The sequence below is a fragment of the Flavobacterium sp. GT3P67 genome (assembly GCF_004349155.1).
GTDB classification, from domain to species: domain Bacteria; phylum Bacteroidota; class Bacteroidia; order Flavobacteriales; family Flavobacteriaceae; genus Flavobacterium; species Flavobacterium ranwuense.
This window is the reverse complement of sequence record NZ_SMLF01000006.1, coordinates 1-20,591: the sequence shown is the minus strand read 5'-3', so window position 1 is coordinate 20,591 and position 20,591 is coordinate 1. Positions and strand designations below refer to the sequence as shown.

Here is a 20,591-nt window from a genome sequence, read left to right as displayed (position 1 = left end):
ACTTACAGATGAAAATTAAAGAGTAGTATCTAATTAATACCAGCGTTTTTTATTTTGTTTAGAAACTTCTGATTTTCTTGATTTATGAGCTCCACCACTACGGTTTGAATTTTTTTGCTGGGATCCAGGAGCAGTTTCCGGACTTCCTGAATGCCAAGGATAAGGATGATCATTTACGGTTTTTACATCCACTTTTATTAATTTCTGGATGTCTTTCCAATAGGTATGTTCGTCTTTACTGCAAAAAGAAATTGCAATACCTCCATTTCCCGCACGACCGGTTCTACCAATACGGTGAACATAGGTTTCAGGAATATTAGGTAAATCAAAATTAATTACAAAAGGCAATTGGTCAATATCAATTCCTCTGGCTGCAATATCAGTTGCTACCAAAACTCCAACTTCTTTGTTTTTGAAAGCGTCCAAAACGCGTTGTCTTGCATTTTGTGATTTGTCACCGTGAATGGCTTCTGCGGCAATATTGTTTTTTCGTAATGCTTTTACAACATTATCAGCACCGTGCTTGGTTCTTGAAAAAACCAAAACATCGGATAGATTTTCATTTTTAATTAAATGATATAGTAAATTTCTTTTTTCTGTTTTTTCAACAAAATAAACGCGTTGTTCTACATTCTCAGCTGTAGACGAAACTGGCGATACGGTTACTGTTGCTGGATCAGTCAGAAACATTTCGGCTAATTCTCGGATAGCCATTGGCATTGTAGCTGAGAAAAATAATGTTTGTCTGTTTTTTGGCGTAAGCTTTACAATTTTCTTTACATCATTTACAAATCCCATATCTAGCATTTGATCTGCTTCGTCAAGAACTAAAGTGTGTAAATGATCTAAATCGATAAAACCCTGTTTGTGTAAATCAAGCAATCTTCCTGGTGTCGCTACCAAAATATCCACACCATTTTTTAAGGTATCAACTTGCGGATTTTGCGATACGCCACCAAAAATAGTAAGTTGTGTCAAATTCGTGTACTTACCGTAAGTATCAAAACTTTGTCCAATTTGGACTGCTAATTCACGTGTAGGAGTAACTACTAATGCACGAATTTGTTTTGCTTTTTTTGAAGAACCCACAATTCGGTGTAATTGATGTATTATTGGAATAGCAAATGCGGCTGTTTTTCCGGTTCCGGTTTGTGCGCAACCTATTAAATCTCTTCCTGCTAATACAATAGGAATAGATTGTTCTTGAATAGGAGTTGGGTTAAGGTAGCCTTGTTCAAATACGGCTTTTTGTATACTTTTTGAGAGCGATAAATCTTCGAATAACATATTTTTGGTATTAAATATCTTGTATTAAGTACATAGATAGTGCAACAAAGATAGTGTTATTTCTCGATTTGGTTATTTGGTTATTGGTTTAACCGATTTCTCGATTAAAAAGTTAAACAATATTCTGGTTGGATTTAATAAAATCAGTTACTAAATATCCTATAAGTTTACCTATTAAATGATTGTTTTTTTCTTCACCTAAATCAGGTGCACCTTCACAAATATGCAAATACCCTGCATTTTTATTTTTTGCAATATAGGATATAAATTGGCGAAGTTGCTCCACTGAGAAACCACTCAAAGTCATTGCGCTACAAGCAATATTAGGAATCGAATCCAAATCTATCTCAATTCCAAAAAAGTCATCATTTATAAACTCTAATGCTTGAGCCATTTCTAGATTAAAATCTTTCTCTTTTCTAATGTTTATACTATCATAGGTATTGTAGCGTACGCGGTCTTCTATTTTTTTAATTATATCCAATACACTTTTGGAAGTATAATTTTCGTGTAAACCAAAAATAAAATATTTCTTTAAAAATCCTTCTTCAAACGCGTATGAAAAACCATTACCGCTGTGGCGTCCTTCTAAAATTCTAAAATCAGAATGGGCATCAAAGTTTATAGCATTAATAGGTCTACCTTTTGCAAGTGCAGATCCTTTTATGTTTCCGTAGGAATTATTATGTCCGCCACCTATAACTATAGGAATTTTACCTAGTTTTATAATGTTGAAGATTATATGAGAGACATCTTTGTCAATTTTTTCTACTAATTGACTTAATTTAGATCGATCGTCAATATCATTAAAATCCAAATGCTCAACTTCTTTCATTTCGACGCTAACATTCAACTGGCCTAATACAATAAGTTGGCTTCCTTTACAAAATCTATTATGCTGAATATTAGCGATACTTTTAATGGCACTATCCCAAGCTGATGCTGCACCAGGCCTACCAAAATTAGCTCTTATGCCTATATCTTCCGGGATTCCAAACAATACATATTTTGCCTCGCACGTTTTTAGAAACTCTACAGGATCAGTCTCTTTTGGAACAGTTATCATTTTTTCTCCAAATTTTATTTCACCACTTCTATGGTTCGTAATTTTTGCAAGATCTTTGATTGTAAACGGGATGATTTTTTCCATTAAAAAAAATTTTTTTTTCAAAAATAATATAATTACATTAACTTACGTTATTACGTGGTTATATATTGTTAAATTTGTAAAATAAAATAAATTAAATTAAAAAGATGGAAAATCAAAAAAGCAGTTCAAGTCTTAAAGCGGTTATAGCAGTATTAGCTATTTTATTAGTGGGAAGTTTAGTTTATATTTTTAAAATGACTTCAGACACAGAGATCGTAAAAACAGAATTGAAAACTACATTGACTGAAAAGGAATCAGTTATGAAAGATTTACAAGAATTAAAATCAACGTATGATGCTGCAATTGCAGAAAACACATCAATGTCTGATGAGTTAATTCAAGAAAGAGATAAAGTGGTGAACTTAATGGGCGATTTAAGTAAATCGAAAGGCGATGTAGCTTCATTATCAAAATACAAAACCCAATTCAATGCTTTGCAAGGAAACATGAGGGTTTTAATGGCTGAGAATGATGGGTTGAAAAAACAAAATACAACTTTAACTACGCAACGTGATAGTACGGTTGTAGTTTTAGGAGAGACTAAAAAGAATGTTGAAGCATTAACTGGTCAAAATGAAGAATTGACAAAAGCGGTTGAAATTGGTTCAAAATTGACGGTTCTAAACACTAGAGGATCTGCTTTTAAATTGAGAAGTTCTGGTAAACAAATCGAAACTGATAAAGCGAGCAGAGCTGACGTTCTTAGAGTTAATTTTACAATTGCTGAAAATCAAATTGCTAAATCTGGTGATAAAACCTATTATGTTCAAGTAATTGATAGTAAAAACAATGTTTTAGGTGATAAAAAAACAGAGACTTTTGGTGAGAATACTTTAACATACAGTTTTTTAACGAATGTTAAATATGAAAACAAAACAATCAATGTTTCGGAAGATTTAAAAGGAAAAGATTTTGCTAAAGGAACGTATTTTATCAATATTTTTGATAGAGATATATTGGTTTCTAAAACAAGTTTTGTTTTAAGATAAGAGTAATTCAGTACAGCATAAAAAAAGAGGAACGTAATGTTCCTCTTTTTTTATGCAAAAATTTCACCTTCGATCAATACAGTGTCAATTAGATTACTGCCAAAAGCGTAAGGTAATTGATAGTAAGAGGGAATGGGTTTCGTAATTATTAGATTTGCTTTTTTGCCAACAGTTATGCTTCCGTGGGTTTCTGAAATTCCCATTGCGTAGGCTCCGTTTATTGTGGCGGCATTTATGGCTTCTTCGGGAGTCATTTTCATTTTGATGCAAGCCGTTGCCACTACAAAGTTCATATTTCCTGATGGAGTAGAACCTGGATTGTAATCGGTTGCGAGAGCCAAAGGAAGTCCGGCTGTTATCATTTCTCGTGCTGGTGTATACGGAATACTTAAAAAATAGGAACACGAAGGCAGCGCCACTGGCATTGTTTCGGTGTTTTTTAAAGCTTCAATATCTTCTGTTTTCATAACTTCTAGATGGTCAACAGAAAGAGCATTGTACTTTACTCCAGCTTGAATTCCTCCAATAGAGTTGAACTGATTGACATGGATTTTTGGCTTTAAGCCAAATTTAATTCCAGCCTCCATGATTTGTTGGGTTTCATCAACAGTAAAATAACCGGTTTCACAAAATGCATCGATGAAGTCTGCCAGTTTATATTTTGCAATTTCAGGAAGCATTTCGTTGATGATTAAATCAATATAGCCTTCGTGATTTGTTGCATATTCCAATGGAAAAGCATGAGCGCCAAGAAAAGTAGCTTTTATTGTTATTGGATAGTTTTGAGCTAAACGTTGAATCACGCGAAGCATTTTTAGTTCTCCTTCAATTGTCAATCCATATCCCGACTTAATTTCGACGGCGCCAGTTCCTAAACGCATGACTTCTTCCAGTCTAGTCTTGGATTGGTCATAGATTTCGGCTTCAGTGGATTCATTGAGTTTTTTAGCTGAATTTAAGATCCCACCGCCACGATTAGCAATTTCTTCATAGGTCATGCCATTGATTCGATCTACAAATTCCTGTTCGCGATTGCCGGCATAAACAATATGCGTGTGACTGTCGCACCAAGACGGTAAAACCATTTTTCCGGTAGCATCAATCGTTCTATCAACATGTATTGCAGGTAGATTCTCCATGGAACCAAAATCAGTAATCAAGTTGTCTTTAATTACTAAAAAGGCATTTTTGATCGTTGGAAGAATAGCCATTTCAGCACCGGAAACTTTAGCTATAGCTGTTTCTCGAATCTGAAGTAATTCTTTTATATTGATAATTAGCGTTGTCATTTTATATAATAATTACTCTGAAACTTTGATTTCAAACATTTTATTCCAGTTTTTACCGGTTACAAAAATGGTTTTTGTTTTGGGGTTGTAGGCAATTCCGTTTAAAAAGTCGTCTTCGGTAACTTTTATTAATTTTCTTAAACTAGACAAATCTAATACCGCTTCTACTGCACCATTTCTAGGGTTTATGATAGCAATTGCATCTTTTTGCCAAATGTTACCATAGATTAAACCATTAATCCACTCCAGCTCGTTTACACTTTTTATTTTAGTGCTAGTTGTATAAACGTTGATGTTGTCTACTATTTTAAGTGTTTTCGGATCCATTTTCCAAATTTTTTCGGTTCCATCTGATTGGTATAAGTATTTACCGTCATTTGTCAATCCCCAGCCTTGAATATCTTTATCATAAGTAAAGGTTTTTTCAAGTTTTAAAGTGTTTGCATTATAGATAAAACCTGTTTTTTCGGTCCATGTCAATTGAAATATTTTATCATTCAGTATAGAAATTCCTTCTCCAAAATAAGCCTTATCTAAGTCAACTTGTTCAAAGACTTTTCCGGTTTTATAATCGTATTTTCGGAAATGAGAAGTTCCATTTTGTCCAGTACTTTCATATAAAGTGTCTTTGTAGAATTCTAAACCTTGGGTGAAAGAAGCCGTGTCGTGCGGATACGTATTTACAATTTTATATTCTAATAATTTCGGCTGAATATTAGAAACTAATTCCACTCTTGTGGTAGCTTCTGAGTTTTGCCCCTCATAATAAACTAAAGCCTTTAGGTTTTGATAGCCCAATTTTTGATCTTTCAGTTCAAAAGTTAGTTTGTCTATATTTTTTTTAGTAGCGACCTTTTTGTCGTTTACATAATAAATAATACTGTCAACAGTTTTCGAATTTGGGTTTAAAATTCCTAGTTCAATCGCTTCTTGAGGTTGGTATTGCTCCTTGAATTTAGAATTATCAAAGGCAAATAAAGAATTTTCACCTTTTTTTGTATCTCCACAATTAACCAGTAAGGTTCCTAATAAAATGATAGATAGTATGTTATAATTTTTCATAATGTAAAATTTGAATAGCCCAATATACAACGTTATTTTAATAGGTGCAAAGCACTTGCAAAAATATAAAAAGTTTGTATATTTGCACCGGCAAGTCCTACACGACCAGCTCCTGCAGACTCCCCCAGGATGGGAACATAGCAAGGGTACGTGGTTGAGCGGTGCGATGTAGGTCGCTTGCCATTTTTTATTTCTTACAAAAGTAGTCTTCCTTCGGGAGGATTTTTTTATTTTTGGACCTTTCGTACAACTAACATCGATAATCATGAATAAAGTAGTTCTAATTACAGGAGGTTCCTCAGGAATAGGAAAATCTATTGGCGAGTTTTTACATAAAAAAGGTTTTGTTGTTTATGGAACAAGTAGAAACCCGGAACGAGTTTTAAATTCGGTTTTTCCATTGGTCGCTTTAGATGTTAGGGATACGGATTCAATCCATATGGCTGTAGCCAAAGTAATTGCTATTTCAGGAAGATTGGATGTTGTAATCAATAATGCAGGTGTTGGAATTACAGGACCGCTGGAAGAAATTCCAATGCATGAAATCAAAAATAATTTTGAGACTAATTTCTTCGGTCCAATTGAAGTGATGAAAGCGGTGTTGCCACAAATGCGTTCACAACAATCGGGATTGATTATCAATATTACGTCTATTGCGGGTTATATGGGTTTGCCATATCGTAGTGTTTATTCAGCTTCAAAAGGTGCTCTTGAACTCATAACGGAAGCGTTGCGCATGGAAGTGAAATCCTTTGGCGTTCACATTACAAATGTGGCTCCGGGTGATTTTGCGACTAATATTGCTTCGGGACGTTTTCATGCTCCCGTTATTAAAGGTTCTGCTTACGAAAGTCCTTATGGAAATACATTGAGAACTATGGATGAACATGTGGACAGTGGCAATAATCCTAATGAAATGGCAGAAGCAGTGTATAAAATTATCCAAACTCCTGAACCTAAAATTCATTATAAAGTAGGTGTTTTTATGCAAAAGTTCTCGATTGTATTGAAGAGAATTTTACCGGATAAAGTATATGAAAAAATGCTTATGAACCATTATAAGTTGTAATTTTGCACCGAATTTTAGGAGCATGAGAGATTGCAGTGAAAATCCTTTTACTTTTTTCTTTAAAAAGTAAAAGATTATAGCGTAAAGCCCGACCCGAAGTTTTTCACGAAGGGTCATGCCCAAATTATAAAACACACAATTAAATAGATATATTATGAAGTTTTTTATTGACACGGCTAATTTAGCTCAAATTAAAGAAGCACAGGCATTAGGCGTTTTGGATGGTGTTACAACTAATCCATCATTGATGGCAAAAGAAGGAATCACAGGTAAAAATAGCATTTTGAAGCATTATGTTGATATTTGCAACCTTGTTGATGGTGATGTAAGTGCTGAAGTGAATGCTTTGGATTACGACGGAATGGTTAAAGAAGGAGAGGAATTAGCTGATTTACACGAGCAAATCGTAGTAAAATTACCTATGACTAAAGAAGGTGTGATGGCTGCTAAATATTTCTCTGATAAAGGAATAAAAACAAATGTAACTTTAGTATTCTCTGCTGGTCAGGCTTTATTGGCTGCAAAAGCGGGTGCTACTTATGTTTCTCCGTTTATTGGTCGTTTGGATGATGTATCTACAGACGGTTTAGCTTTGATTGAAGAAATCAGATTGATTTATGATAACTACGGTTATGAAACTCAAATTCTTGCAGCTTCAGTTCGTCACACGATGCACATTGTAAACTGTGCAAAAATTGGTGCTGATGTTATGACTGGACCATTGTCTGCAATTTACGGTTTGCTGAAACACCCATTGACTGATATTGGATTGGCACAGTTTGTTGCTGATTTCGAGAAAGGAAATAAATAGATTTGAGATTGCAGATTAACGATTTCTGATTTGAGATTTCGGTATAAATAAAAACTCCCATTATGCTTAGCAAAATGGGAGTTTTTTTGTTTTGGTATTTAGTAATTTAAGAATGCTTTGTAATTAGATAGTATAACAATCGTTAATCTGCAATCAAAAATCTTAATGTCCTCCAGATAATTTTTTATCAAAACTGATTCCTTGTGTTTTAAGAATTCCGCTTACTTTCCAAGCGTAAAAAGCCAAGTAAGCAAAACAAAGTACACCAATTATATAGCTACTTTGGATTCCGATGCTTTCAGAAACAAATCCTTGTAACCAACTGATAACTCCTCCACCCATAATCATCATAATCAAGAAACTACTTCCCTGACTGGTATTTTTTCCTAATCCGCTAACCGCTAAAGTAAAAATACAAGGCCAAAGTGTACTACAAAATAAACCAACACTTGTAAATGCATATACACTTACCATTCCACTTGTAGTCATTCCTATTAAAAGAGCAATGATTCCTAAAACTGAAAAGATAAGTAACATTCTTGCTGGATTTCCTTTACTGGCAATATCGGCTGCAATTAATACTAGAATAACTAATCCGTAGATATAGAAAGGAGTTAGGTCGTGTTTTGCTATTGCATTAACTGCTAAGAAAACCCCAAATGCCAAATAAGGCGCAATAAAACGAAGTATTTTTTGTAAACTCATGTCGTTTGTAAAGGCTTCAACGGCTCCAGTCCAACGACCAATCATTAAACTGGCCCAATACAAAGAAATATAAGGAGCTACATCTTGGGTCAAAAATCCTAGTTTACTTTCCATATAAGCAGGAAGATTACTTGCCGTAGAAACTTCAACTCCTACATATAAAAATATAGCAATCATTCCCATAACTAATTGTGGATATTGTAAAGCTGATTTTTTTGCAATTCCACCTTCGTTATTCTCAGCTTCAACAACCAATGCTGGTTTGTCCGGTAAAGAAGAAAATTTTAATAATATCGCTACAAGTAAGAAAGCCAATCCTAATACTAAATAAGGAATTTTGACACTTTCGATACTCATTATTGATGTACCACCTGTATTAGAACCAAATATTGCAAAACTCACAATTAAGGGGCCAATTGTAGTTCCAAGATTATTAATTCCACCAGCCATAGTCAAACGTTGAGAACCAGTTGCAATAGGTCCTAATGCAATAGCTAATGGATTGGCTACAGTTTGCTGTAAAGAAAATCCTAGTGCCACTATAAATAAGCCAGATAACATTAATGGAAAAGAACCTGTGTTTGCTGCTGGATAAAACAGTAATGTACCCAAAGCAGAAATAGCCAGTCCTAATGACAAACCATTTTTATACCCTATTTTGTTTACTAAATCTTCTTTTATTAAATAGGAAATTCCCATATATATCAAGGAACCTACAGTGTAAGCAATGTAAAAAGCAAGAGATACTAATTGACTTTCTCCTTGTGATAAGTTAAAAGCAGTTTTAAAAACAGGTATTAAAATGTCATTACTTGCCGCTACAAATCCCCAAAAGAAGAACACTATCGCTAATGGAATAAATTGTCCCCATTTGGTCTGTAAATTTTCTGTATTCATAATTGTAAATTAATTAGATTTTTTTTAGTTATTATTTCTTAAAAAATTATTAAAGACCGTAAATATATTTGTTAAGTAAATTAAAAAAAAATTAAAAGGAATAAATATTGTTAGAATTATAGAATAACTAATGTTTACAGAAAAATGTGTATTTTTTTTAGTTTTTTTCTTATTTTGAATAAAGTATTTGTAAAGAATTTATTCTAATATTTTACTTTTCACCTCTTTACTGTAATTTCGTCCAATGGGTAGGGTATAAGAAAGTATTTGAATTCGATTTCCCTCTATAGATTTTACTTTATCAATCGCGATAGTATACGATTTATGAATTCTCATAAATCGATCCAAAGGCAATTCTTCGGATAATGAGGTTAATGATTTAAGTGTGATATAGGTTTTGTCAGTAGTTATGACTTTTATGTATTCTTTCATTCCTTCGATAAACAGGATTTCATCCAGAGTGATTTTAATCATTTTTTTATCTACTTTGATAAAAATATAGGGTTCGATTCGATGGCTTTCAATTTTGATGTTGTTTTTTAAATTGAATTCGGCTTCAATTTTATGAATGCATTTAATAAATCGGGGTAACGCTATGGGTTTTACCAGATAGTCTAAAACATCCAGTTCATAGCTTTCGGCTGCAAACTCCCTAAAAGCGGTAGTAATGACTATTTTAGTTTTATATTCAATTAATTTAATCAATTCAAATCCAGTCATGACTGGCATGTGTATATCTAAAAATACAACATCGATAGTGTTATTATTTATAAACTCCAGTGCTTCTATAGGATTGTAAAATGTTCCTACAATTTCAAAATCTGAAAAATTAGTAAAATAATTTAACAGGACTTTTGTAGCTAGCGTTTCATCATCAATCAAAACACATTTAATCTTCATTTTCAATAGGTATTTGCAAACGGATGATATAATAATTGGACTTTACTTTTATAGTTGGTGAAAGTACAAAATTATTTAATATTTCGAATTGCAATATAGCGTGATCAACAACTTTATAATTGAGATTATAAAAGCAAGTTTTGTTTTTCTCGAAACGCATTATTGAATAAATCATGTCGTTTGTTTAAATTTTTTGACTGTTGGTATATTTTATTTTTTCAAAAAAAACGTTTTAGGTAGTTTTATACCGAGATTAAGTTATGATAGTCAACATATCTTAAACATTTAGTTAAAGATGAAATCAATAGGTTGCATTTGTGAAACAAGTAATATCAACAGAGTAAGTAAATCGAATAAAAAAAATAAATATGAAAAATGCTTTAGAAATTAAACCAGACATTAGTTATAAAAGTGTGGGTAAATTTGAAGATACTAGATTTGAAAAAATTCATAATGAAATTTTCAAAAACTCGGTAGAAGCTTCAAAAATTGTTGCTCAAGAAATAGCGCAATTAATCAAATCTAAGCAAGAAAAAAATAAACCTTGTGTTCTTGGTTTGGCTACAGGCTCTTCCCCTGTAAAAGTGTACGAAGAATTAGTACGTATGCATAAAGAGGAAGGCCTTAGTTTTAGTAACGTAGTCACTTTTAATTTGGATGAATATTATCCAATGACTAAAGAGAACAATCAGAGTTACCATTACTTCATGCATCAGCATTTGTTTAATCATATTGATATAAAACCTGAAAATGTAAACATTCCCGATGGAACTGTAGCTATCGAAGATTTGAATCAGTATTGTGTTGATTATGAAATGAATATTAGGAATTCTGGCGGTCTTGATTTTCAACTATTAGGAATAGGGCGTACTGGTCACGTAGGTTTCAATGAGCCAGGTTCTCATATCAATTCAGGAACTCGAATTATTACTTTGGATCATATTACCAGAGTCGATGCTTCGTCTGACTTTAATGGTATCGATAACGTACCGAAAAGAGCAATCACAATGGGCGTGTCTACAATCTTGCGATCTAAAAGAATTGTTTTGATGGCATGGGGACAAAATAAAGCTGAAATTATAAAGAGAACCATTCAAGGCGAAATAAGCTCTGAAGTTCCTGCTACATTTTTGCAAAATCACGCTAATGCCACCTTTGTATTAGACCAATCCGCAGCTTCAGAGTTGACACGATTTAAAACTCCATGGTTGGTTGGAGAATGTATTTGGACGCAAGAATTAAAAAGTAAAGCCATTGTTTGGTTATGTCAAGAAACAAATCAGTCGATTTTAAAATTGACCGATAGAGATTACAATAATAACGGAATGTCAGATCTTTTGGCGCAAGAAGGTTCTGCCTACGATTTGAACATTAATATGTTCAACGTATTACAGCATACCATTACGGGATGGCCAGGTGGAAAGCCAAATACAGATGATTCCAATAGGCCTGAAAGAGCCAATCCTTCCAAAAAAAGAATTATTCTTTTTAGTCCACACCCAGATGATGACGTAATTTCTATGGGAGGAACTTTTTCAAAATTAATAAAACAAGGACACGATGTTCATGTTGTGTACCAAACATCAGGTAATATAGCCGTTACGGATGATGAGGCACTTAAATTTGCCGAAGTTTGCAACGATTTTATTGGCAAAACAGATTGTAATATTGATTTTCCTGCTGTAATAGATTTCATAAATAATAAAACAGAAAATCAAATTGATTCTCTGGATGTTCGAAAATTGAAAGGACTTATCAGACGTCGTGAATCTTATGCCGCAACAAGATATATTGGACTAAAAGATGAATATACTCACTTTTTAGATCTTCCTTTTTACGAAACAGGACAAATAAAGAAAAATCCGTTAGGATCTGAAGATATCGCCATCGTAAAAGATATAATTGCAAAAATAAAACCACATCAGGTTTTCGCTGCAGGTGATCTTGCTGATCCACATGGAACTCACGAGGTGTGTCTTAATGCCATTTTCGCAGCCATGAAAGAATTGAAACCAGAGCCGTATATGAATGATTGCTGGTTATGGTTGTATAGAGGCGCTTGGCATGAGTGGGATATTCACGAAATTGATATGGCTGTGCCGTTAAGCCCGGATGAGGTCTTGTTGAAAAGACATGCTATTTTATACCACCAATCTCAAAAAGACAGAGTGATGTTTCAAGGAAATGATTCAAGAGAATTCTGGGTTAGGGCTGAAGACAGAAATAAAAATACCGCTAAATTATACGATAATCTTGGTCTTGCAGAATATGAAGCTATCGAAGCTTTTAAACGTTTTGATTATTAAAAAATAAAAGCAAGAATGTATAGAAAATAAATTCAAAGTGTGAAAGGCAATTATTAAAATTGAGTTTGGTTATTTATATTTTAAGCCTTTCTATTTTGAATAAATATTAGTTTTTTTTATAATTCATTAATATGGTTTGTTTAAAAGAAAATGATATTATAAACCTGGCATTTTGTGCCAGGTTTTTTTTTGATTAGTCTTTTAATGATAAGCTAAATACAATTCATAAAAATCTACTTTTTTGGATAAAAAAAATCAGTATTTTTTTCGTATTTTTGCAAAAATTTTATAAAATAAATATTCATGTTAACAGTAAATAATTTATCAGTTCAGTTTGGCAAACGAATTTTGTTTGACGAAGTAAATACTACCTTCACGCACGGTAATATCTATGGAGTTATCGGAGCCAATGGCGCTGGGAAATCTACTTTTCTTAAAATAATTGCAGGTGAAATGGATCCAACATCGGGACATATTCATTTGGAACCAGGAAAACGTATGTCGGTTTTGAACCAAAACCATAATATGTTTGATGAAAGTACCGTTCTTGAGACCGTGATGATGGGGAATAAAACCTTGTATGCGATCAAAAAAGAAATGGATGCTTTGTATTTAGATTACAATGATTCAAATGCAGACAGAATAGGAGAGTTGCAAGTACAATTTGAAGAAATGAATGGTTGGAATGCTGATTCTGATGCAGCATCAATGTTGTCCAATCTTGGGATTACAGAAGACAATCATTATACGTTGATGGGAGATTTGGAGGGTAAAATAAAAGTTCGTGTGCTTTTGGCACAAGCTCTTTTTGGAAATCCTGATTTACTTATTATGGATGAGCCTACCAATGATCTGGATTTTGAAACCATCGCTTGGTTAGAAAATTTCTTGGCTAATTATGAAAATACAGTAATTGTAGTTTCTCACGATAGACACTTCTTGGATTCTGTTTGTACACATATTTCGGATATTGATTTCAGTAAAATAAATCATTATTCAGGGAATTATACTTTCTGGTATGAATCAAGCCAATTAGCGGCTAAACAACGTGCGCAACAAAATAAAAAAGCAGAGGAAAAGAAACAGGAATTAGAAGAATTTATTCGTCGTTTTAGTGCGAATGTAGCTAAATCAAAACAAGCTACTTCCCGTAAAAAAATGATTAGCAAGTTGAATATTTCGGAGATAAAGCCATCAAGCCGTCGTTATCCAGCGATTATTTTTGATCAAGAGCGTGAAGCAGGAGATCAGATTTTGAATGTACAGGATTTAAGCGCTTCTGTAGATGGAGATATACTTTTTAAAGGTGTAGATTTGAATATGGCAAAAGGCGATAAAATTGTGCTTTTTTCTAAAGATTCTCGTGCAACTACTGCTTTCTACGAAATTTTAAACGGAAACCAAAAAGCCGATTCAGGAACTTACGATTGGGGAGTTACGACCAACCAAGCCTATTTACCTGGAGATAACCATTCGTTTTTCGAAAACGATTATTCTCTTGTAGATTGGTTGCGACAATGGGTAAAAACCGAAGAGGAACGTGACGAAGTAAATATTCGTAGCTTTCTTGGGAAAATGATTTTTTCTGGAGAAGAAGCTTTGAAAACCTGTAACGTTTTATCAGGAGGAGAAAAAGTACGTTGTATGTTGTCTCGAATGATGATGGAAAGAGCGAATGTTTTAATGCTGGATGAACCAACAAATCACTTAGATTTGGAATCGATTACAGCGTTTAACAACTCATTAAAAAACTACAAAGGTTCTGTGATTTTTACCACACATGATCATGAGTTTGCCCAAACGGTTGGTAATAGAGTTATTGAATTGACACCAAATGGTGCGATTGACCGTTACATGACATTTGATGATTATCTTGATGATGAAAAAGTACAAGAATTGAGAGCTAAGATGTATACTGTTTAAAAAGCAGTTTTAAAACATTGATTTAAAACTCCTGCAATTGCAGGAGTTTTTTGTTTAAATATGTTTTAAATAGAGTCAGACTTTAAATAATCTTCAATTATTTCTTTCCGAAAATTTTACTTACAATAAAAGCAATGATGGCTAGTACTGCAACCACAATAAAAATACCGACACCAACTCCCGCTTTAAATATACCTTCTATAATTGAACAACTTGTAAACGATAGTAATACTACTAAAAGCATTAACAATCTGGTTAGTTTTTTTTGCATGATTTTTATCTTTAATTTGAAATATAAAATTACTAAATAGTAAAGCTTGTTTGTTATATAATTTGTATTGTTTTTTGTAAAATTAATTTTAATAAAAAATAATATATATTTGGATTTTATTATAGAGTATTGGTATTATCATTTTCTCTCTTTTTAATTATAAAATCATAAATCGGAATTCGTATATTTGCAAAACCAAACAACACACTTTACAATGAGTCAAAAAGTATTACTTACTGCAAAAGAAGTTACTATCATATTACATCGTTTGGCCTGTCAATTAATTGAAAAACACTTAGATTTTTCAGACACAATTTTTGTAGGTATTCAACCAAGAGGTGTTTTTTTAGCAGAACGGTTGAAAGAAATATTAGAAAAAGAATACCAAACACCTGAAATTCAGTTGGGCTATTTGGATATTACCTTTTTCAGAGATGATTTTCGAAGAACTGAGAAGCCATTAGAAGCAAATAAAACCAAGATTAATTTTATCGTTGAAAACAAAAAAGTTATTTTCATTGATGATGTTTTATTTACCGGACGAAGCATTCGCTCCGCTTTGACAGCCATTCAATCTTTTGGAAGACCATCAGAAATTGAACTTCTAGTTTTGATTGACAGACGTTTTAGCCGTAATTTACCAATACAACCCGATTATCGCGGAAGACAGGTAGATGCTATAAATAACGAAAAAGTTAAAGTGAGTTGGAAAGAAAATGAAGGTGAAGATGGTGTATATTTAATTACAAGTTAGATACTAATTTGTTTCAAAGTCTAACATTAAAAACTAATAATCGTAAAAAGAAATGAAAGAATTAAGCGTAAATCATTTATTAGGAATAAAATACATCAACAAGAATGATATTGACCTAATTTTTGAAACAGCCGATCATTTTAAAGAAGTTATCAATCGACCAATTAAGAAAGTACCTTCCTTACGAGATATTACTATTGCCAATATTTTTTTCGAAAACAGTACCCGAACAAAACTCTCTTTTGAATTAGCACAGAAACGTTTATCGGCTGATGTAATTAGCTTTTCGGCGGCACAATCTTCCGTAAAAAAAGGAGAAACATTAATTGATACTGTTAATAATATACTTTCGATGAAAGTAGATATGGTGGTTATGCGGCATGCTAATCCCGGAGCTGCATATTTCCTGTCTAAAAATGTAAAAGCCAGTATTGTAAACGCAGGAGATGGTGCCCACGAGCATCCTACACAAGCCTTATTAGACAGTTATTCAATTAGAGAAAAACTTGGCGAAGTGGCTGGGAAAAAAGTAGTGATTGTAGGTGATGTTTTGCACTCCAGAGTTGCCTTATCGAATATTTATGCGTTACAAATGCAAGGAGCAGAGGTGAAAGTTTGCGGGCCTAAAACTCTTATTCCCAGATATATTGAATCCCTTGGTGTAACGGTAGAGCCTGATTTAAGAAAAGCCCTTGAATGGTGTGATGTGGCGAATATGTTACGCGTGCAAAACGAAAGAATGGATGTGAATTATTTCCCGTCAACAAGAGAATACGCTCAACAATATGGAGTTGATAAAACACTTTTGGATTCCCTAAATAAAGAAATTATAATTATGCATCCGGGACCGATCAACCGTGGTGTCGAAATTACCAGTGAGGTGGCTGATTCACATCAATCGGTGATTTTAAACCAAGTCGAAAATGGTGTGGCAATTAGAATGGCGGTTATTTATCTTTTGGCATCAAAAATTCAATAATTTAGCACAAAACTTTGTAAATTAGTTGTTTATAAACTTCTCTGCCTTGAGTAGACTTAGAAATTAAAAAGATGAAAGTAGATCAAAAAGGACACACAATAAGTATTAGAGACACGCAAGGTGATTTTACCTCTTTTTTAATGAAGGTTACGCATCAATATAAAACATTTGAAAAACATAATTTAATTATAGATCTTTTGTTGTACAAAGATTTATCTGCGGGTAACGTAAAATTATTTATGCCTTTATCAAAACTTCATAAAAAAGCTAAAAAATCATTTGTTATAGTTACTTCGGAATTTGATTACAATGCAGTTCCTGAGAAATTGACTGTTGTTCCTTCTTTATTAGAAGCACATGATATTATAGAAATGGAAGAGATTGAAAGAGATTTAGGCTTTTAAAAATATTTTGATGGATTTTTATAGCAACAAAAAAAGAGTACCTATTTTTAGAATTATTTTATTAATATGTTTTTTGGTTTTACTGTGTGTTAATCTAAATAATGTAATCATTAATAGCAATTCAAGTAGCTGTTGGGGAATAGTTGCCAATTTATTATTAGCGGTTTCTATGGCGCTACAAATCAGAAAATACAACAAGGAAAAGAATATTGATAGTTTATAATTTAGTTATAAATAACGAAATGTGAATGTTCAATTTTTATTTCTATCCTAACTTTAAATTGAAATTAAAAATTGAAACTAACAATCCTTGGTTGCTATGCAGCAACACCCCGAACTTTTACGAATCCTACTTCCCAGATTTTAGAAATAAAAAACAGAATTTTCCTGATTGATTGCGCAGAAGGAACCCAAGTGCAGTTGCGAAAAAATAAAATCCGATTTTCTAAGATAAATCATATCTTCATTTCTCATTTACATGGAGACCATTTTTTTGGATTAATAGGTTTAGTATCTACTTTTACTTTACTGAATAGAACCACTGATTTGCATATTTATGGTCCAAAGGGAATCCAAGAAATCATCAAGTTGCAATTGAGATTATCTAATTCTTGGACTAATTATGGTTTGTTTTTTCATGAACTGGAATCCAATGATAGTGAAGTCATTTTTGAGGATGAAAAGGTTTTGGTAAAAACCATTCCTTTAAAACACCGTGTTTACACAAATGGTTTTTTATTCCAAGAAAAAACTGCGGAGCGGAAACTTAATTTGGATGCCGTTCAAAATTATGAAATCGATACCTGTTATTATCAAAAAATAAAAAACGGAAAAGACATTACTTTGGAAGACGGGCGAGTTATTGAAAATGACAAATTAACATTTGATCCTATTCCAGCAAAAAATTATGCTTTTTGCTCTGATACTGCATATAATGAAGCTATGATTCCAATTATAGAAAATATTGATGTTTTATACCATGAATCAACTTTCCTGCAATCAGAAGAAAATTTAGCTAAAAAGACATTGCATTCCACTGCAAAAGAAGCGGCTACAATTGCTTTGAAAGCTAATGCACAGCAATTAATTTTAGGACATTATTCAACTCGATATGAAAATATTGAACTTTTTAAAGAAGAAGCCGAAACTGTTTTTCCAGAAGTGCTTTTGGCTGATGATGGAAAAAGCTTTGAGTTTTAAAAAAGAGGATTAATTTATTTAGAATGTAAAATTGATACTTAGATTTTTTAGATGGTTGGAAATCTAATTATCAAAAAATCTAATCATCGAAAAATCAAAATATGAAAGACTTAGGTAATTACAGAAAATCGTACGAAAAGAGTGAGCTATTAGAATCAAATATTCCCGAAGATCCAATAAATCTTTTTAACAGATGGTTTCATGAGGTAGAGGATTTTGGTGGCGACAGCGAAGTTAATGCTATGACGATATCTACATTAGGTTTAGATGGATTCCCAAAAGCCAGAGTTGTTTTGTTGAAAAAATTTAATGAAGAAGGATTTATTTTTTATACCAATTATAATTCAGAAAAGGGTAGGGCTATTGCCGAAAATCCTAAAATATGTCTTTCTTTTTTTTGGCACACTATGGAGCGTCAGGTTATTATAAAAGGAATTGCCCATAAAACGACAGAAGCTATTTCAGATAATTATTTTGAAACCAGACCTGACGGAAGTAAATTAGGAGCAATCGTTTCTAACCAAAGTGAAGTGGTACCTTCTCGTGAATATTTAGAAGAAAATTTAAAAGAGTTAGAAAAGGATTTTGACGGTATCGTAATTCCAAGACCGAAGTATTGGGGAGGATTTCTGGTAACTCCTTTAGAGGTAGAATTTTGGCAAGGAAGGCCTAATAGATTACATGACAGAATTCGATATAGTAGTCAAGATGATTTTTCTTGGAAAATTGAACGACTATCTCCGTAAAGTAAGAAATAGCTTTGTAAATAGTTAACAATGTGTGTTTTAACGATTTTTTGTGTTGTAGTTAGGTATTATATCATGTAAGTTTGCAGACGATATATTTTAAACTTAAACTACTATTATTTTGAAATTAAATTTTTTTGGAGCACGTTTGTTCATTATTGTGCTATTAACAATGAATTCCTGTTCTACTGAAGCTGTTCCTGTAGAACCAACAACAGTTACTTCTCCAACACCGACACCTCCAGTTTCAAATGTGGTACCGCCTGCAACGGATGCCAGAACATATACCTATAACGCTATTGAAACAGAAACTTTGAATTTGATAAATGCTTATAGAGTTCGTATTGGGTTAAAAACGTTATTAAAAACAGACTATATATCTAATAAAGCGCAAGAGCATGACAACTATATGATTGTCAATAATGTATTAAATCATGCTGGTTTTGATGCACGTTCCCAAGATATTATGAATGTTTTAAGAGCTAAAAGTGTAGGAGAGAATGTCGCTTTTAATTACAGTACAGCTCAGGCTGTTTTTAATGGCTGGTTGGCTAGTTCTGGCCATAAGGCAAATATTGAAGGTGATTTTACTCATTTTGGAATTTCAATACGAGTGGATTCAGCCGGGAAAAAATATTATACAAATATCTTTGCAAGAATATAATTATATTTTTTTAGAATTTCGAAGCTACTTTGCCTAAAGTAAATTACTTGTATTTTTAGAATAGTTATTAAACTTTTAAATAATTATCTATATAATGAAAAGCTTAAAGAAACAGCCATAAACGACTGTTTCTTTAAGCTTTTAAACATTAATTAAAAAGCAATTGTTATAAATTATCGAAATCTGTTGAGTTGATATTATTTTTATATATTCTAGTCAAGAAAACTTCTCTTGGAAAATCGATCGCTTGTTATCATAATGTAAGAAATGTATATGTAAAATTGTTTTTATTATGTATTTCGTCGATTATTTTTGGTATTTTAACGATAAAAAATGTATGTTTGAATAAGAAATAAGAACATTTAATTTATTTGTTAAAGAAGTTTGCCCCACAATCTCCTTTAAACTTAAACTACTATATTATGAAGATAAAAATACTTCGTGCATTATTGCTCGTTACTGTGATTTGCACTATGAATTCCTGCTCATCCGATGATTCTAATTCTCAGACTACTGAAGCATCTGCACAAAAAGTAGTAAGTTATTCTTATAATTCTATTGAATTAGAAACAATGGCTTTGATTAATAAACACAGAATTAGTGTTGGATTAAAACCTTTGGAAAAAATTAATCACATGTCTTACAAGTCAGAAGAACATGATAATTACATGATCGCAAATAATGTAGTTAATCATAATGATTTTGTAGCTCGATCTGAAAACATCATTAAAATTTTAGGTGCTAAAACTGTAAGTGAAAATATTGCTTACAATTATAATACACCTCAGGCAGTTTTAGAGGCTTGGTTAGCAAGTCCTAGTCACAAAGCAAACATCGAAGGTGATCATACTCATTTTGGAATTGCAATAAAAGAGAATCCTGCAACTGGTAAAAAGTATTACACAAATATTTTTGCAAAAATATAAGTTGAGTTTGTTTTTTAAACTAAAAGGCTGTCTTCTCCCCAAAAGACAGCCTTTTATATTTATATCAGAATCTAAAGAGATAATTAATAAACGGTTACATAATTTTAATACGATTGTTTGAATAGAGAAGTCCAATGAAAATTATTTCATTGGACTTCTTATATTGTGTAAATTAGTTTGTGTCTAATTAACTTGTGTAAAGATCCTTTTTCATAAAAATGGCTATATTAAATGAATAGGCTGTCAGACAATAGTTAAT

Annotated in this window: 20 protein-coding genes and 1 other RNA gene; 13 read left to right on the top strand and 8 right to left on the bottom strand. The window is 32.5% G+C overall.

From position 1 onward, the window contains the following. Positions 1 to 33: 33 nt before the first annotated feature. Positions 34 to 1,287, bottom strand: a complete 1,254-nt coding sequence (locus E0H99_RS10700; protein WP_131995068.1) for a DEAD/DEAH box helicase — start codon at positions 1,285 to 1,287, stop codon at positions 34 to 36. A 112-nt stretch (positions 1,288 to 1,399) separates the two neighbouring features. After that, positions 1,400 to 2,437: a formimidoylglutamase gene (locus tag E0H99_RS10695; RefSeq protein WP_131995065.1), complete on the bottom strand. Its 1,038-nt coding sequence runs from the start codon at positions 2,435 to 2,437 to the stop codon at positions 1,400 to 1,402. Positions 2,438 to 2,541: 104 nt separating this feature from the next. Between E0H99_RS10695 and E0H99_RS10690 the strand changes: the two genes are divergently transcribed. Then, positions 2,542 to 3,426: a hypothetical protein gene (locus tag E0H99_RS10690; protein WP_131995062.1), complete on the top strand. Its 885-nt coding sequence runs from the start codon at positions 2,542 to 2,544 to the stop codon at positions 3,424 to 3,426. A 50-nt stretch (positions 3,427 to 3,476) separates the two neighbouring features. Here the strand turns inward: E0H99_RS10690 and hutI are convergent, their stop codons facing one another. After that, positions 3,477 to 4,715 carry an imidazolonepropionase gene (hutI, locus tag E0H99_RS10685; protein ID WP_131995059.1) on the bottom strand — a complete coding sequence of 413 codons (1,239 nt, stop codon included), beginning with the start codon at positions 4,713 to 4,715 and terminating at the stop codon, positions 3,477 to 3,479. 12 nt (positions 4,716 to 4,727) lie between these two features. Further along, positions 4,728 to 5,777, bottom strand: coding sequence for a glutaminyl-peptide cyclotransferase (locus tag E0H99_RS10680; protein WP_131995056.1), 1,050 nt, complete (start codon positions 5,775 to 5,777; stop codon positions 4,728 to 4,730). An 88-nt stretch (positions 5,778 to 5,865) separates the two neighbouring features. On the opposite strand from E0H99_RS10680, the gene ffs reads away from it, so the two are divergent. The 3 genes from ffs (at position 5,866) to fsa (ending at position 7,657) form a co-directional block, all read left to right on the top strand. After that, positions 5,866 to 5,963: signal recognition particle sRNA small type (gene ffs / locus E0H99_RS10675), an RNA gene on the top strand. A 79-nt stretch (positions 5,964 to 6,042) separates the two neighbouring features. Continuing rightward, positions 6,043 to 6,846 (top strand): SDR family oxidoreductase, encoded by an 804-nt coding sequence (locus tag E0H99_RS10670; RefSeq protein WP_131995053.1) that lies wholly within the window; start codon positions 6,043 to 6,045, stop codon positions 6,844 to 6,846. A 154-nt stretch (positions 6,847 to 7,000) separates the two neighbouring features. Next, the gene (fsa, locus tag E0H99_RS10665; RefSeq protein WP_066078774.1) at positions 7,001 to 7,657 is read left to right on the top strand and encodes a fructose-6-phosphate aldolase; all 657 of its coding nucleotides are present in this window, start codon (positions 7,001 to 7,003) and stop codon (positions 7,655 to 7,657) included. Positions 7,658 to 7,819: 162 nt separating this feature from the next. On the opposite strand, the gene E0H99_RS10660 is transcribed toward fsa, so the two are convergent. The 3 genes from E0H99_RS10660 to E0H99_RS10650 all read right to left on the bottom strand — a co-directional run bounded on the left by E0H99_RS10660 (position 7,820) and on the right by E0H99_RS10650 (position 10,334). After that, the gene (locus E0H99_RS10660) at positions 7,820 to 9,259 is read right to left on the bottom strand and encodes an MFS transporter (RefSeq protein WP_131995050.1); all 1,440 of its coding nucleotides are present in this window, start codon (positions 9,257 to 9,259) and stop codon (positions 7,820 to 7,822) included. A 198-nt stretch (positions 9,260 to 9,457) separates the two neighbouring features. Continuing rightward, positions 9,458 to 10,159: a LytR/AlgR family response regulator transcription factor gene (locus tag E0H99_RS10655; protein WP_131995047.1), complete on the bottom strand. Its 702-nt coding sequence runs from the start codon at positions 10,157 to 10,159 to the stop codon at positions 9,458 to 9,460. Beyond that, entirely contained in the window at positions 10,149 to 10,334 is a 186-nt protein-coding gene (locus tag E0H99_RS10650; RefSeq protein ID WP_131995044.1) for a hypothetical protein, read from the bottom strand. Before E0H99_RS10650 ends, E0H99_RS10655 begins: the two co-directional genes overlap by 11 nt. Before the next feature lie 193 nt (positions 10,335 to 10,527). Between E0H99_RS10650 and nagB the strand changes: the two genes are divergently transcribed. Both nagB and E0H99_RS10640 read left to right on the top strand, forming a co-directional pair. Continuing rightward, positions 10,528 to 12,465, top strand: coding sequence for a glucosamine-6-phosphate deaminase (gene nagB, locus E0H99_RS10645; protein ID WP_131995041.1), 1,938 nt, complete (start codon positions 10,528 to 10,530; stop codon positions 12,463 to 12,465). A gap of 303 nt (positions 12,466 to 12,768) precedes the next feature. Next, positions 12,769 to 14,388 (top strand): ABC-F family ATP-binding cassette domain-containing protein, encoded by a 1,620-nt coding sequence (locus E0H99_RS10640; protein WP_131995038.1) that lies wholly within the window; start codon positions 12,769 to 12,771, stop codon positions 14,386 to 14,388. Positions 14,389 to 14,485: 97 nt separating this feature from the next. On the opposite strand, the gene E0H99_RS17230 is transcribed toward E0H99_RS10640, so the two are convergent. Beyond that, positions 14,486 to 14,659 carry a hypothetical protein gene (locus E0H99_RS17230; protein ID WP_165930225.1) on the bottom strand — a complete coding sequence of 58 codons (174 nt, stop codon included), beginning with the start codon at positions 14,657 to 14,659 and terminating at the stop codon, positions 14,486 to 14,488. 214 nt (positions 14,660 to 14,873) lie between these two features. On the opposite strand from E0H99_RS17230, the gene pyrR reads away from it, so the two are divergent. From pyrR to E0H99_RS10605, 7 genes are all read left to right on the top strand, one after another. Then, positions 14,874 to 15,413: a bifunctional pyr operon transcriptional regulator/uracil phosphoribosyltransferase PyrR gene (gene pyrR, locus E0H99_RS10635; RefSeq protein ID WP_131995035.1), complete on the top strand. Its 540-nt coding sequence runs from the start codon at positions 14,874 to 14,876 to the stop codon at positions 15,411 to 15,413. A 52-nt stretch (positions 15,414 to 15,465) separates the two neighbouring features. Next, positions 15,466 to 16,392 (top strand): aspartate carbamoyltransferase catalytic subunit, encoded by a 927-nt coding sequence (locus E0H99_RS10630; RefSeq protein ID WP_131915943.1) that lies wholly within the window; start codon positions 15,466 to 15,468, stop codon positions 16,390 to 16,392. A 71-nt stretch (positions 16,393 to 16,463) separates the two neighbouring features. Next, entirely contained in the window at positions 16,464 to 16,796 is a 333-nt protein-coding gene (locus E0H99_RS10625; RefSeq protein ID WP_131995032.1) for a ribonuclease Z, read from the top strand. A gap of 294 nt (positions 16,797 to 17,090) precedes the next feature. Continuing rightward, positions 17,091 to 17,996: a ribonuclease Z gene (locus tag E0H99_RS10620; RefSeq protein ID WP_131995029.1), complete on the top strand. Its 906-nt coding sequence runs from the start codon at positions 17,091 to 17,093 to the stop codon at positions 17,994 to 17,996. 101 nt (positions 17,997 to 18,097) lie between these two features. Further along, the gene (gene pdxH / locus E0H99_RS10615; protein WP_131995026.1) at positions 18,098 to 18,742 is read left to right on the top strand and encodes a pyridoxamine 5'-phosphate oxidase; all 645 of its coding nucleotides are present in this window, start codon (positions 18,098 to 18,100) and stop codon (positions 18,740 to 18,742) included. Positions 18,743 to 18,863: 121 nt separating this feature from the next. Next, the gene (locus E0H99_RS10610; RefSeq protein WP_240723479.1) at positions 18,864 to 19,406 is read left to right on the top strand and encodes a CAP domain-containing protein; all 543 of its coding nucleotides are present in this window, start codon (positions 18,864 to 18,866) and stop codon (positions 19,404 to 19,406) included. Between the two features lie 422 nt (positions 19,407 to 19,828). Continuing rightward, entirely contained in the window at positions 19,829 to 20,332 is a 504-nt protein-coding gene (locus tag E0H99_RS10605) for a CAP domain-containing protein (RefSeq protein ID WP_131995023.1), read from the top strand. The last annotated feature ends 259 nt before the right edge of the window (positions 20,333 to 20,591 follow it).

What these genes read in the sequence shown, in the direction of transcription:
- nagB (WP_131995041.1), top strand. Translation starts at nt 10,528, where the DNA reads ATGAAAAATGCTTTAGAAATTAAACCAGACATTAGTTATAAAAGTGTG.
- E0H99_RS10670 (WP_131995053.1), top strand. Translation starts at nt 6,043, where the DNA reads ATGAATAAAGTAGTTCTAATTACAGGAGGTTCCTCAGGAATAGGAAAA.
- E0H99_RS10625 (WP_131995032.1), top strand. Translation starts at nt 16,464, where the DNA reads ATGAAAGTAGATCAAAAAGGACACACAATAAGTATTAGAGACACGCAA.
- E0H99_RS17230 (WP_165930225.1), bottom strand. Translation starts at nt 14,659, where the DNA reads ATGCAAAAAAAACTAACCAGATTGTTAATGCTTTTAGTAGTATTACTA.
- E0H99_RS10655 (WP_131995047.1), bottom strand. Translation starts at nt 10,159, where the DNA reads ATGAAGATTAAATGTGTTTTGATTGATGATGAAACGCTAGCTACAAAA.
- E0H99_RS10700 (WP_131995068.1), bottom strand. Translation starts at nt 1,287, where the DNA reads ATGTTATTCGAAGATTTATCGCTCTCAAAAAGTATACAAAAAGCCGTA.
- pyrR (WP_131995035.1), top strand. Translation starts at nt 14,874, where the DNA reads ATGAGTCAAAAAGTATTACTTACTGCAAAAGAAGTTACTATCATATTA.
- pdxH (WP_131995026.1), top strand. Translation starts at nt 18,098, where the DNA reads ATGAAAGACTTAGGTAATTACAGAAAATCGTACGAAAAGAGTGAGCTA.
- E0H99_RS10660 (WP_131995050.1), bottom strand. Translation starts at nt 9,259, where the DNA reads ATGAATACAGAAAATTTACAGACCAAATGGGGACAATTTATTCCATTA.
- E0H99_RS10650 (WP_131995044.1), bottom strand. Translation starts at nt 10,334, where the DNA reads ATGATTTATTCAATAATGCGTTTCGAGAAAAACAAAACTTGCTTTTAT.
- E0H99_RS10605 (WP_131995023.1), top strand. Translation starts at nt 19,829, where the DNA reads ATGAAGATAAAAATACTTCGTGCATTATTGCTCGTTACTGTGATTTGC.
- fsa (WP_066078774.1), top strand. Translation starts at nt 7,001, where the DNA reads ATGAAGTTTTTTATTGACACGGCTAATTTAGCTCAAATTAAAGAAGCA.
- E0H99_RS10690 (WP_131995062.1), top strand. Translation starts at nt 2,542, where the DNA reads ATGGAAAATCAAAAAAGCAGTTCAAGTCTTAAAGCGGTTATAGCAGTA.
- E0H99_RS10680 (WP_131995056.1), bottom strand. Translation starts at nt 5,777, where the DNA reads ATGAAAAATTATAACATACTATCTATCATTTTATTAGGAACCTTACTG.
- hutI (WP_131995059.1), bottom strand. Translation starts at nt 4,715, where the DNA reads ATGACAACGCTAATTATCAATATAAAAGAATTACTTCAGATTCGAGAA.
- E0H99_RS10630 (WP_131915943.1), top strand. Translation starts at nt 15,466, where the DNA reads ATGAAAGAATTAAGCGTAAATCATTTATTAGGAATAAAATACATCAAC.
- E0H99_RS10695 (WP_131995065.1), bottom strand. Translation starts at nt 2,437, where the DNA reads ATGGAAAAAATCATCCCGTTTACAATCAAAGATCTTGCAAAAATTACG.
- E0H99_RS10640 (WP_131995038.1), top strand. Translation starts at nt 12,769, where the DNA reads ATGTTAACAGTAAATAATTTATCAGTTCAGTTTGGCAAACGAATTTTG.